Annotated in this window: 10 protein-coding genes; 9 read left to right on the forward strand and 1 reads right to left on the reverse strand. The window is 36.2% G+C overall.

Features of this window, described 5'->3' with window-relative positions:
* Positions 1-22: 22 nt before the first annotated feature.
* The 9 genes from FYC62_RS04470 to FYC62_RS04515 all read left to right on the forward strand — a co-directional run bounded on the left by FYC62_RS04470 (position 23) and on the right by FYC62_RS04515 (position 12,323).
* Entirely contained in the window at positions 23-736 is a 714-nt protein-coding gene (locus FYC62_RS04470; RefSeq protein ID WP_149074073.1) for a heavy-metal-associated domain-containing protein, read from the forward strand.
* A gap of 12 nt (positions 737-748) precedes the next feature.
* The gene (locus tag FYC62_RS04475) at positions 749-1,297 is read left to right on the forward strand and encodes a DUF2911 domain-containing protein (protein ID WP_149074074.1); all 549 of its coding nucleotides are present in this window, start codon (positions 749-751) and stop codon (positions 1,295-1,297) included.
* Positions 1,298-1,306: 9 nt separating this feature from the next.
* Positions 1,307-3,535, forward strand: a complete 2,229-nt coding sequence (locus tag FYC62_RS04480) for a multicopper oxidase domain-containing protein (protein ID WP_149074075.1) — start codon at positions 1,307-1,309, stop codon at positions 3,533-3,535.
* Between the two features lie 349 nt (positions 3,536-3,884).
* Entirely contained in the window at positions 3,885-4,559 is a 675-nt protein-coding gene (locus FYC62_RS04485; RefSeq protein ID WP_149074076.1) for a response regulator transcription factor, read from the forward strand.
* Positions 4,556-5,842, forward strand: coding sequence for a sensor histidine kinase (locus FYC62_RS04490; RefSeq protein ID WP_149074077.1), 1,287 nt, complete (start codon positions 4,556-4,558; stop codon positions 5,840-5,842). The genes FYC62_RS04485 and FYC62_RS04490 overlap by 4 nt, the downstream gene beginning before the upstream one ends.
* Before the next feature lie 67 nt (positions 5,843-5,909).
* On the forward strand, positions 5,910-7,298 hold the full coding sequence (omp85, locus tag FYC62_RS04495) for an Omp85 family outer membrane protein (protein WP_149074078.1): 1,389 nt from the start codon (positions 5,910-5,912) through the stop codon (positions 7,296-7,298).
* 378 nt (positions 7,299-7,676) lie between these two features.
* Positions 7,677-8,066, forward strand: coding sequence for a helix-turn-helix domain-containing protein (locus FYC62_RS04500; protein WP_205943783.1), 390 nt, complete (start codon positions 7,677-7,679; stop codon positions 8,064-8,066).
* Positions 8,063-11,194 carry an N-6 DNA methylase gene (locus FYC62_RS04505; protein WP_149074079.1) on the forward strand — a complete coding sequence of 1,044 codons (3,132 nt, stop codon included), beginning with the start codon at positions 8,063-8,065 and terminating at the stop codon, positions 11,192-11,194. The genes FYC62_RS04500 and FYC62_RS04505 overlap by 4 nt, the downstream gene beginning before the upstream one ends.
* An 844-nt stretch (positions 11,195-12,038) precedes the next feature.
* Positions 12,039-12,323 carry a DUF1016 N-terminal domain-containing protein gene (locus FYC62_RS04515; protein WP_205943784.1) on the forward strand — a complete coding sequence of 95 codons (285 nt, stop codon included), beginning with the start codon at positions 12,039-12,041 and terminating at the stop codon, positions 12,321-12,323.
* A gap of 438 nt (positions 12,324-12,761) precedes the next feature.
* Here FYC62_RS04515 and FYC62_RS04520 read toward each other — a convergent pair whose 3' ends face one another.
* Positions 12,762-13,649: a 3-hydroxyacyl-CoA dehydrogenase family protein gene (locus FYC62_RS04520; RefSeq protein ID WP_149074081.1), complete on the reverse strand. Its 888-nt coding sequence runs from the start codon at positions 13,647-13,649 to the stop codon at positions 12,762-12,764.
* Positions 13,650-13,658: the final 9 nt, after the last annotated feature.

Below are 13,658 nucleotides of genomic sequence, written 5' to 3' on the forward strand. Positions count from 1 at the left end.
TTAACCTTTAAAATTCAAAATTATGGTACATACCTATCAAGTAACAGGAATGACCTGTTCAAGTTGCGAAGCGAAAGTAAAATCATCATTGTTAATGGTGGAAAATGTAGTTAGTGTTGAAGTTTCAAAAGATGAAAATTCAGCCACTATCACAATGGATAAGCACATTTCATTAGATAAGTTGCAAAAAGTCCTGCCTGAAAAATATCAGATTTCTGCATTGCAACACAACGAATTGGCAGAACAAACCAAAGGTTGGTTAGCAACCTACAAGCCCATTTTACTGATATTTTTTTATATCTCATTGGTAACGCTATTGGTGCAGTTTACCAATGAAAGTTTTGATGCAATGCAATGGATGCGACATTTTATGGCAGGTTTCTTTTTGGTGTTTTCGTTTTTCAAAATGCTCAATCTGAAAGGCTTTTCAGAAAGTTATGTAATGTATGATGTGGTGGCAAAGCGATTACCCGTCTGGGCTTATATCTATGCTTTCACAGAATTGGCTTTGGGCATTGCTTTTTTAGTCAATTTTAATCCGCTTATTACTAATAGTGTAACATTTGTAGTAATAAGTATCAGCATCATTGGGGTATTGCAATCGGTGTTGAACAAAAGGAAAATTCAGTGTGCCTGTTTGGGGGCTGTGTTCAATTTGCCAATGAGTACCGTTACCATTATTGAAGACACTCTGATGATTGCAATGAGTGGTCTAATGTTATTTTATCATTTCTAAACAATTTAAAATATGAAAAATCTATTTTTTATTCTCTTTCTATTCGTATCTGTGCCAAGTTTTGCCCAACACGAACACCACAATACAAAAACAGACAGCACAACCAAACCGAAAAGCCCAAGAACTTCGGCTATGGCAATGGTGGACGACAATCACGTACATATAGATTATGGCTCGCCAAGTGTAAGGGGGCGAAATATTTGGAACGGCTTAGTGGCTTATGGACAAGTGTGGGCAACAGGTGCACACAAAGCTACTTGGATTGAATTTTCGGAAGATGTAAAAATCAATTCGCAAATAGTTCCGAAAGGAAAATATGGTTTTTTTACCATTCCCGATAAAAAAGAATGGACAATTATCCTGAGCAAAGATTGGGATATGCACTTAGCCGATGACTACAAGGCTGAAAATGATGTAATCAGGCTAAAAGTAAAGCCGAAGAAAACCAAAGTTATTACAGAAGCACTTACTTATAAAGTGAAATCTTTGGACAATAAGAAAGGACAAATAAGTATGTCTTGGGAATATCTGACTGTTTCATTGAATTTTGAAAACCAATAAGCAAACAGAATGATAAAAAATATAAAGTATTTAAAATTCGCAATGTCCTTAGCATTAGCACTATTGGCAACTACAAACATTTTCGCCCAAAAAGTAGTGCGATATGACCTTTATGTAAAAGACACTATCGTTAATTTTACAAGTAAAGAAAAGCGAGCCATTGCAGTAAATGGTCAAATTCCTATGCCTACACTAATGTTTACCGAAGGCGACACAGCGGAAATTCACGTTCATAATAGGCTCAAAGAAAGTACGTCTTTACATTGGCACGGTTTGTATTTGCCAAATAAAGAAGATGGTGTTCCGTACCTTACCCAAATGCCAATTGAACCAAATACCACACATATTTACCGTTTCCCCATTATTCAGAACGGTACGCATTGGTATCATAGCCATAGCGGATTGCAAGAGCAAATTGGAATGTATGGCTCAATGGTGCTACTCAAAAGAGCAGACGACCCCACTTTCAGAAAAGGGATTGATGATTTGCCCTACGTCCCAATTGTTTTAAGCGAATGGACAGACTATAATCCTGATAATGTTCACAGAATGTTGCACAATGCCAATGATTGGTTTGCTATTAAGAAAAACACCGTTCAGAGTTACGGAGAAGCCATAAAAGCAGGTCATTTTAAAACCAAATTGACCAACGAATGGAAACGAATGTTGGCAATGGACGTGAGTGATGTCTATTATGACAAATTCCTAATTAATGGAGCTTCTGAAAGCCAACTTTCTCAATTTAAAGCAGGTGATAAGGTGCGATTGCGAATTTCAAACGGTGGTGCATCATCTTATTTTTGGCTTACTTATGCAGGTGGTAAAATGACCGTAGTTGCCAATGACGGCAATGATGTTGAGCCTGTTGTGGTAGATAGACTGATAATCGGGGTTTCAGAAACGTATGATGCTATCGTTACCATTCCAGCAGAAAATACTTCTTACGAATTTTTGGCTACACCAGAAGACCGAACCAAATCAGCATCAATTTATATTGGTTCAGGCATCAAACAGTTGGTAAGTCCTTTGCCCAAGCTGAAATACTTTGAAGGAATGAAGATGATGAACGATATGATGAAAATGGACGGCACAATGAACGATATGGGTATGGATATGTCATTACAGCAAATGGATATGAATACGGTGATGTATCCTGAAATTACGGGAGATAATAAGCCAAAAAAATCTAAACATTCCGACCATACTAATCATACAATGCCAAGCAATGACATTGTTACCTTAAACTATGCTATGCTAAAATCGCCCACCAAAACCACTTTGCCAAAAGATGCACCTATTAGGGAATTAAGGTTTGAATTAACAGGCAATATGAACCGCTATGTGTGGAGTATGGACAACCGAGTGCTTGCAGAAACAGATAAAATTCTGATAAAAAAAGGTGAAATAGTAAGGATTACGCTCTATAATAATTCTATGATGCGACACCCAATGCACTTGCACGGACACGATTTTAGGGTAATCAACGGTCAAGGCGATTATGCACCGCTTAAAAATGTGTTGGACATAATGCCAATGGAAACCAATGTCATAGAATTTGAAGCCAATTTAGAAGGCGATTGGTTTTTTCATTGTCATATTCTCTACCATATGATGGCAGGAATGAATCGTGTTTTTAGCACAGAAAACCAAGAACCTAACCCATTATTGCCTGACAAAAAATGGGCATACAAAAAATTACAACGAGAAAGCAACGAACTACATTTTATGTTCCAAAACGACTTTGCGACCAATGGTAATGACGGAATGACTATGTTACAGAATACACGTTGGAGTTTTGGCACAGAATGGCGTTTGGGCTATAACGACAAACACGGTTACGAAACAGAAACCCACATAGGACGGTACATAGGCAGAAACCAATGGCTAATGCCTTTTATTGGTTTTGATTGGCGTTACAGAAAACACGAAGAACCTGAAAGAAATCTTTTCGGACAAACAAACACCAAAGATAATCGGACACAGTTTAGTTTAGGGGTAGCTTATACTTTGCCGCTATTGCTCATTTTACAAACAGAAGTTTATCACGATGGAAATGTAAGAGTACAATTAAGACGTGAAGACATTCCACTTTCAAAAAGGTTTAGAGCCTCATTTATGGTAAATACAGACAAAGAATATATGTTTGGTCTGAATTATATAGCAAGTAAAAACTTAGGGTTCAGGACACATTATGACAGTGATATGGGTTTTGGAGTTGGACTGACATTAAACCATTAAAGGCAACACGCAAGCCATACACATTGCCAAGTCGCATCTGCCGACACGCAAACCAAAACTTGCCAAAGAGTATGGCTTCTCCAACGCTGACAGATTTACCCGACAACAGAGCGGATGAAAAAGAACAACGAAGGCACAACATCGGTTTGGCGTAATGGCGGGTTCAGTGCTTCGTATGACAGTTTTGTGGTAGGTTCAAGTGCAGTTCTTCGATTGAACTTTTGTGCTAAAAATCCGCCACTACGCCAAGCCGAGAACCGTTAGGTGCAAGCCTAAAGAACGACACCACCGAGACAAACCGACAACCAAATTCAAAATTTCTACAAAATTGAAATGGTAACTTTGACAAATGAAAATACTGATTATAGAAGACGAAAACGAACTTGCCGACAGCATCTCCGAATATCTTTCGGAAGAAAACTATTTGTGTGAGTTTGCCCGAACTTATAATCAGGCATTGGAGAAAATCGAATCATTTCATTACGACTGCATCTTATTAGACATAATGTTGCCTGACGGCAACGGAATGAATATTTTAGAAGAACTCAAAAGACAAGACAAACAAGACGGTGTAATTATTATTTCTGCAAAAAACGCATTAGACGACAAAATAAAAGGACTTCAAATTGGTGCAGATGACTACCTGACAAAACCTTTTCATCTTTCGGAACTAGCAGCAAGAATATATTCCATTATCCGCAGAAAACAGTTTAGAAATACTAATATAATTCAGCAGAATGAGCTGCAAATTGACTTACTTGGCAAAACTGTTAAATTCAAAAATCACCCTATTGAGCTTACAAAAAAAGAGTTTAACTTACTCTTATATTTTATTGGTAACAATAACAGGATAATTTCAAAAAGTACCTTAGCAGAACATCTTTCAGGCGACTTTGCCGATATGTTAGACAATCACGATTTTGTATATGCTCATATCAAAAATCTGAAAAAGAAATTGAATGAAGTAGGTTGTAAGAATTATTTGAAAACTGTTTACGGAACAGGTTATAAATGGGAAGGATGAATAAATTATTAAACAAATCACTAAAATCATTTACCATTTATGCTCTAATTGTATTAGCGACAAGTGTTCCAGCGTATTATTTTTTGGTGGACAGTATTTGGCTAAGAGAATTAGATGAACACAATGAAATTGTTGCTGACAGAACTGAAAAGGAATTAAATAATTTAAACTTGGCTGAAACTGAATTAAATCAAAGTATAACACTTTGGAACAAAATTCAGCCCGGTACTAATTTAGAAAAAACAACTTTAGATAAAAACAGAAAAGATAGCACATATACGGTTTTAAGAAAAAATCCTTATGTAGCACACGATGATATTGACCGTTTCAGGGGACTTTCAAGAGTAATTAAAATATACAGAGAAAACTACTTGTTAACCGTTGAAACCAATGTTGAAGAAACCGAAGAAACGGCAATTGCAATAGCCATACTTACGTTTTTGTTTTTCTTGATTTTGGTTGTCGGTTTTCTAATTCTTAACAGACGATTATCCGTAAAATTATGGCAACCATTTAGAAACACCTTAACGGAGTTAAAAACATTTAATCTTAATTCACAAAGTAATATTTCGTTTGAAAAATCAAACATCCTTGAGTTTGAAGAATTAAATGTGGCTTTGAATAAATTAATAGAACATACTGTTTCGGTTTACAAATCCCAAAAAGAGTTTACCGAAAATGCTTCACACGAATTGCAAACTCCTTTGGCAATCATCAAAAACAAATTGGACATACTTTTGCAAAAAGAAGCTTTAACAGACAGGCAATACCAAATTATTGAAGACATAAATAAAGCATTGACAAGGGTTTCACGTATCAACAAAAATCTATTATTGCTTGCCAAAATAGAAAACCATCAGTTTGATGATAGCGAAACAATAAACGTGAGCGAATTGACCGAAGAATGCTTGGAGCAATTGCAGGAACATTTTTCAAATAAAGAATTAAGTGTTCATACTTCGATAGAAAAAGATTGTGTCGTTACAGGAAATAGAGTTTTGATTGAAGTGCTCATCAATAATTTATTACTCAATTCGATTAGACATAACTCACAAAAAGGAATAGTCGAAGTTAAATTGAACCAAACAGGCTTGTTTATCAGCAATTCAGGAATAATAACATTGGAGAAGGAACATCTATTTAAGCGGTTTAAAAAAACTTCAGAAGAAAGCTCAGGAAGTGGGCTTGGCTTGGCTATTGTTGAGCAAATCTGCAAAAGACATCAATGGACAATAGACTATAAATTTCAACAAGAAAAACACACTTTTAAAATCAGCTTTTAGGGCAATTCAAAATTTCTTCTAAATCGCTTCGGAGTTTTGCAGGGTAACTTAAAAATTTATCAAATTTATGAAGCGTATTATAGCAACTCTGTTTATTCTGTTTTCAATCACAATCGTAAAGGCTCAAGAAATAGACAGTCTTTCATTCATCAAATCGAAACGAATGTCGGATGATGACCTTGCGAAAAAGCGAGAAGGAACATTTTTTACGGGAATACCCGATTTTTCTTCCGACCCAGTTACAGGCTTTGGCTTTGGTTTAAGAACAAATACCTATTGGAATGGAAATCGTGATAATCCTTTATTTCCTTACACACCTTACTTGGCAAAGCTGAAAGCGAATGCAGCTTATTACACTTCAAATGCAAGAGAATTAGCTCTTTCGCTTGATGTTCCCTATTACAAAGGAACACGTTGGAGATTTAAAATTGATTTTAAGGCACAACAAAACCCCGCCAATCTATATTTTGGATTAACAGAATCAACACTTGGAAAACTTCGCCTACCATCTGACGAAAACACAATTTTTTCAACCTACAAAGAATTTGACCGAGCAAGAAAAACATTAAGACCAGGCAGTATTGGCGAAGCTGATTTTGTAACAGATGCTTTATCAAACCGATTTAGGGAAACCGAATTTATGCTCAATCTAAAAGCCGATTATGCACTTGGAAATGGCAAATGGCGTATAATGGGTGGTTATGAAATTCAGCATTTGAGTTATGCAACTTTTGAAGGAATGGAAGCGGAAGCAATTGACCCGATTACAGGACAAAACACAACTGTACCAAACGGCATTTCACTTTTAAGACGAGATTTTGAAGACGGTTTAATATCAGGTGTTGATGGTGGTTGGGTTTCAATAATTCAAACAGCATTGATTTTTGACACAAGAGATTTTGAACCCGACCCAACGAAAGGATATTATTTTGAAGTTGCGAATGAATATTCGAGTAAATACATTGGTTCACAATTCGATTTTGTCAAATTATTCATTCAAGGAAGAGTATACCAAAAATTACCAGTTGGTAAACGTACGGTTTTGGCAGGACGATTTGGAGCAGGCAACATTTTTGGAAACAACGCACCATTTTTTGAATTTCAAGACCAATGGAGTCCAGAAGGAAGTATAAACGCTTTAGGTGGCAGACAGTCACTGCGTGGCTACAGAGCGAACCGATTTTTAGCTCGTTCAATGTGGTTTACAAATGTAGAATTGAGAGTACGACTAGTAGAAACAAAATTAGGAAAGCAAAGATTTGCATTTGGCGTAGCACCCTTCTTTGACGCAGGAACAGTAAGAGACCGTTGGCAAGACTTAAACTTTAAAAACATTAAAACTTCCTATGGCGGTGGACTTAGAATTGCTTGGAATCAATCCACAATTCTATCCTTTGACTACGGACATTCAAAAGAAGATAGGCTATTTTACTTTGGCATTGGACAAGCATTTTAGACTTCAAAACGACTGACTTAAGCATAAAAAAAGTATCTTAGTCGGACGAAAAACAAGAAGGCCAGCACCTAACAGCACCTACCCAAAAGTGGCGGTTCAGTGGTTAAATCAAGCTTTGTGCTTCTATCAAAGTTTGTGCTTGGTTGACAGTGAAGTGCTCCGAAATCCGCCACTGCGCCAAGCGCCAAAACGTTGGGTGCAAGCCTAAAAGACGACACATCCGACATCAAACGACCAGAAAAATGCCAACGCTTCGTAAAATTAAAAGAGCTGCAAACCGACACACAAGCCAACGCATTTGCAGCACATTTAATTTTACCCAACCGCACCCAAGCCCACCCACCACCCTGACACTTTTTTGAAAAACTTAGCGGACTTTTGAAAATCTTTATTAACTTTGCGAATTATAGGTCAAGTCAAAAATATGCAGATATAGAAATGGCAAGTTTCGGACATTTTATAAGGGAGGAAAGAGAAAAACACGGTTGGACACAAACCGAGTTTGGTGCTAAAATTGGCATCAACGCTTTTGCTATAAGTAAAATCGAAAACGGCTCTCAAAAATTCAGTAAAACAAAGCTGAAAGAACTTGCTGAGCTTTTAGAAATGGAATTTCAGAAAATAAACGACCTATTCTACGCAGACAAATTTGCTGTTGAAGCATACAAAAATCAATGTTCTGAAAATGTTTTCGTAGTTGCAGACGACAATGTGAAATATTTAAAAAGTACGAATGCCAAACAAGCCAAAATACGTTTTGACCAATGAGTGAGGAATTATTACAAAGAGATTTGATTAACAATTGCCAAAAGCTTGGCAAGTGGGATTTCTATAACATTGGTGCAACATCGGTTAAGGCATTAAAAGAACACGGAATTATTCGTAACGTAAACTACGGAGCTGAAGAGAAGAAAAAAGTTGACGGCTTAATTGTTCAGAAGAAAAATGTAATTGCTGTTATTGAATATAAAAAGCCATCTGAATTTAAAACCGCAGCACAGAAAACCAAGGCAATAAAACAAGAATTAGAAGTTGCCCGTAAACTTGCCGCTCATATAATTATTGCAACCGATACTAAGGAAACTGTTTGGGTAAATGTCTTGACAGGCAATAAAATTAAAGACGAGAGCGGTAAAGAAATAAAAACAAACTTTGACTTAAATGACGAGAAGTTACCAGAATTTATTGAAAAAATTATTTTTTCAATAAATGAATTAAATGACCAAATCAAGCCGAAACAATTGGTAAATCCAACTGACTTGGCTAAACAGATTTGGCAGGACATTTGGTCGGTAAGTGGAGCAACACCAGAAAATTGTCTTTATACATTTGTTGAGCTTTTCATTTTTAAATATTTAAGTGATTTAGGGGTCTTGCAAGGAATGTATAACTTCAATACTCTTTATGATAGTTTTAGCGGAAACACAGAGGACGAAGTTTTAGAGACGTATGCAAGTATTGTACGTCCTAAAATCAAAACTTTGTTTCCTGAAAATCCAGCAGACAAAACAACCATTATCAACGGAACAATTTTTGTCAGTAAAGACCAAAAGGCTGTAAAAGGATATAGCACAGTTTTCAAAAAAGTATTGACCAAGTTTAAAGACTACGGAAAACTTGAACATATTGATTACGATTTCAAAAGTCAACTTTTTGAAAGTTTCCTAAAAGAAAGTATCAGCAAGAAAAATTGGGGTCAGTTTTTTACACCTTTAAAGGTAGTTAGAGCCGTTGTAGAAATGGCAAAAGACGATATTAAAGTTGGGGCTAAAATTTGCGACCCAGCTTGTGGTGTTGGAAAGTTCTTATTAGAGCCTGTAATTACAAAACTTGACCAGTTCTACGAAATCAAAAAAGGTAAGTTAATTCCTAAAATAACTATACACGGCTACGACAAAGGTTTTGACAAAGACGAACAAAAAACAATCATATTGGCAAAAGCGAATATGTTGATTTACTTTTCTGATATTATCAAAGAAAACCCAGGGATTACAACTGAATTTGCTCAACTCTTTAATGACAGTTTTTTACTCAAAACAAATTCGATTTTAGGTTCACTTTCAGAACCAGTAGAAAATGAGTATGACCTTATTGTAACAAATCCGCCTTATGTAACAAGCGGAAGTAGTAACTTAAAGGAAGAGATTAAGAAAGATGGAACACTTGTAAATTACTACAAAATCAATGCTATTGGTGTTGAAGGTTTGTTTATGGAGTGGATTGTCAGAGCATTAAAACCAAACGGTAAGGCTTTTATAATTGTTCCTGATGGAATTTTCAATCGTCAAAACGATAAAAATTTAAGACAGTTCATAATAGATGAATGTTATATTGATGGTATAGTATCATTACCATTGAACACTTTTTTTACCACAAATAAAAAGACATACATTCTTTGTTTAACTAAAAAAGCAAACAAAAAAGATATTCAAACCGACCCTGTGTTCACGTATTTGGTAAGTGAAATGGGAGAAACAAGAGATGTTTACAGATTTGACATTGACCAAGATGATTTAAGTGAAGCTGTTACATTGTATTCTTTTTTCAAAGGTAATAAAGCAAGTTTTGCTAAAATTAATACTGATAAAAGGTGTAAAATATTTCCATTTACAGACTTCACAAGTTCATTAGAAAACTCTTGGATAGTAGATAAATGGTGGAGTGAAGAAGAAAAAATCGAACTTGGAATAAGTGAGAAAAAAGACAAGTTAGGATTGCTTGACTTTTCTTCATTGGTAGAGGATATGTCAATTTCTTTAAAGACTTTTCAAGAAGGCATAAAAGAATTGTCTGAAAAAAAAAAGTCTGAACTAAATAAGAAAACCTATAAGCTCAAAGACCTTTTTGATATTGAAAAAGGCAAATCTCTATACACTAAAAATTACGGTAACTTAAATAAAGGAGATAATCCTGTTTATTCTGCATCTAACAATGCCCCTTTAACCTATATCAACACAAATGATTATGATGGGCAATATCTAACTTGGGCAACAAATGGGTTTGCAGGTTATATGATGTTGATTGAAGGAAAGTTTTCAATTAATGGAGATAGAGGTTTATTAAAGCCTAAAATGCCAAACATTAACTTGCTTTATGTGAAAAATATAGTTGAGCCAAAATTAAGAGAATTAGCAAAAGGAAGAAAAGGAGAAAACGGTTCAGATGAATTTACAAAAGTTTACCCAAAAATGGTGGAAGAGGTTGAAATCGTTATGCCTGTTGATGAGGATGGAAACTTTGATTTAGAAACGCAAAAAGATGTTGTAGATAAAATCTTATATGTAGAAGATATCAAAAAAGCGATTGAAGAATATAAATATCAAATTAAAAACATATTAATAGAAATAGAAACCGAAAATTCAAGTAAAGAATTTCTTTTAAGTGATGTTTTTGACTTCCCTTCTATAAAAGGATTAACTGCAAGTTTCATTCAAAAAAATCAAGGTAATGTGCCTGTATATGGTGGTCGTAAAGACGAAACACCTATTGGATATATAAAGGATAATCTTTCCAGTGTGAAATATTTTGACAATTGCCTTGCTTGGAATAGAGAAGGTTCTGTAGGTTTTGTTTTTTGGCATAAACACAGATTTACAACGAATGACCATCATCGCCCCTTAATTGTTAAAACACAATTTGAAAAACTTATAGACTTGGATTATATGAGATATACCTTAGAAAAGGTTTTATTAAGCCAAGGATTTGAATGGAGCAAAACAGCCAGTAAAGAAAAAGTTGAAAAATTCAAGGTAACAATACCAATTCTAAAAAGTGGCACTATCGATTTGAATACTCAACAAGAAATTGCAGCAAAGTATCTTAAAATTGACGCTATAAAAAGGGGGATATTAGAAGAACTTGATAGGATTTCAAAAATAGAAATTGACTTTGAATAGCCAACTCATTTGGTGGCACATTTGCAGTTTTTCCAATCGCACAAAGCAAAGCAAAAAACAGCAAAAGAGCCACCAAGCCAACGCACCAAGACAGACACGAAATGACAACGAACAACCACGACAGAAAAGAAGGGCGAAGTGCTAACACGGGTTTGGCAAAAGTGGCGGTTCAGTGCTCCGCAGACACATTTGTGGTTAATCAAAGTTTGGTTCTCCGCATCAGCATTTGTGGTGAAAATCGCCACCTTCGCCAAGCCCGAAAACGTTATGCCTCATTCTAAAAAGACGACAGTGCAACAAACGAACGACAGAAATATGACGGAAAGAAAAGCCAACGCTTCGGCAAAATCAAAAGAGGTGCAACCCAACGCACAAGCCGACCCACAGTTGCACCACATTTGCTTTTGCCCCAACCGCACCACGACAACATTCACCGTATGACACAACTTCAAGCTGGCTAACTAAGCTAAATGCTATCCAACAAATAGCCTAGTTCTTTAGGTAGATTGATTTGACCTCATTATTTTTAACCACTAACCTAAAAATCATATTTATGATACTATCAAATGATATTGGAGAAAAGTGTTTGCTGTATTTCGCAGACAAAATATCCAGAATTATATGGAGAAGAAACTACTGTGCATAACAGCACCTTGCCAAAAGCGGGGGGGCGTGGTGGCAGAAACTTTTCGGCTCCGAATAAACATTAATCGTAGCTTGATAGATGATGCTCCGAAAGCCCCGCCTTCGAAACGTTAGCGGCATGCAGTGAGCGACACTTCAACATATAAAAATCTGCATGTGACAAGACCGTTTTCATAATCAATTTTTTACCTTTGACGAAATGGATATTGAACAATTAAAATATACCGACTTAATCAACCAAATTGGCGGACTTCTTCAAAAAGGGAGAGAGCAAGTTGCTAAGTCGGTAAACACAATTTTGGTTCAGACCTATTGGTTAATCGGCAGACACATCGTTGAATTTGAGCAAGGCGGTAAAGAAAAAGCAGCGTATGGAACTTTTCTATTTGAACAACTTTCCGAAGATTTAACTCAACTTTACGGAAAGGGATTTAGTAGAGATAACTTGTTGTATATGAGAAAGCTTTATTTAAACTTTCCATAAAGTGAGACACTGTCTAACGTATTGAGTTGGAGCCACTATTTTGAGATTCTACGTTCCGAAAACAAACTTGAAATCAGCTTCTACACTAAACAAGCCTCAATGGCGCAAGAATGAAGACCTAGGCAAGCGGGCAAAGGCTTCTTGTGCCGCCATATAGCGTAGATACTTTAATATTTTGCATAGATTACCCATCATTATTTTGACCACTAACCTAAATGATACTATCTCTTTTCTCAACCCAAGCACCAAACCTACGTACATAAACCGGGGCGAGGGCGGTACCCCGCAGGACATTTGAAGCTTTTGCGGAAAATGGACGAGGAGTAAAGCAAAGCACCGGACTAGCCCTTTAATAGCTGCAATAGCCCTGCTTTTCTAAATAAAAAACAGCTTTTATGGTTTATTGATGTTGTTTTGGTGTAAGAAACGCTATAAGAACTACCTAAACTTCTCGGCCACTACTAAATCTTTAGTGCCATGTTGGTAATTATAAAAACCTTCGCCAGATTTAACGCCTTTTTTACCTGAAGTTACCATGTTTACCAAAAGCGGACATGGTGCATATTTAGGATTTCCAAAGCCTTCGTGTAATACTTTAAGGATGGCCAAACAAACATCTAAACCTATAAAATCTGCCAGTTGGAGCGGTCCCATAGGATGAGCCATACCCAATTTCATAACAGTATCAATTTCTGTAACGCCTGCAACGCCTTCATACAAAGTATAAATAGCTTCATTAATCATAGGCATTAAAATCCTGTTGGCAACAAAACCGGGATAATCATTCACCTCGACAGGTATTTTATCTAGCTGCTGGGCAAGCGCCATAATTTTTGCAGTGGTATCGGCAGAGGTTGCATAGCCATTAATGACTTCTACCAATTTCATTACCGGTACGGGATTCATGAAATGCATTCCAATAACTTTATCTTGCCTTTGCGTAACGGCTGCAATTTGGGTGATAGCTATGGAAGAAGTATTGCTGGCTAAAATGGCTTCTGGCTTGGCATATTTATCAAGCTCTTGAAATATTTTCTCTTTTAAAACAGCATTTTCTGTGGCCGCTTCTACTATCAAATCTACATCTTTTACAGCCTCGGCTAGGTTGGTATAGGTAGTAATATTGGCTAAAGTTTGCTGTTTATCTGCTTCTGTAATGAGGTTTTTAGCTATCTGCCTGTCTAAATTTTTAGCTATAGTAGCGAGGGCTTTTGTTAAAGCATCGGCTTGTACATCTACCAAAGCAACTTTAAACTGATGTTGTGCAAAGCTATGTGCTATGCCATTTCCCATGGTACCAGAACCAATAACTGCAATACTTTTCATGTGCAAAAA

This window comes from Pedobacter aquae (assembly GCF_008195825.1).
Taxonomy (GTDB): domain Bacteria; phylum Bacteroidota; class Bacteroidia; order Sphingobacteriales; family Sphingobacteriaceae; genus Pseudopedobacter; species Pseudopedobacter aquae.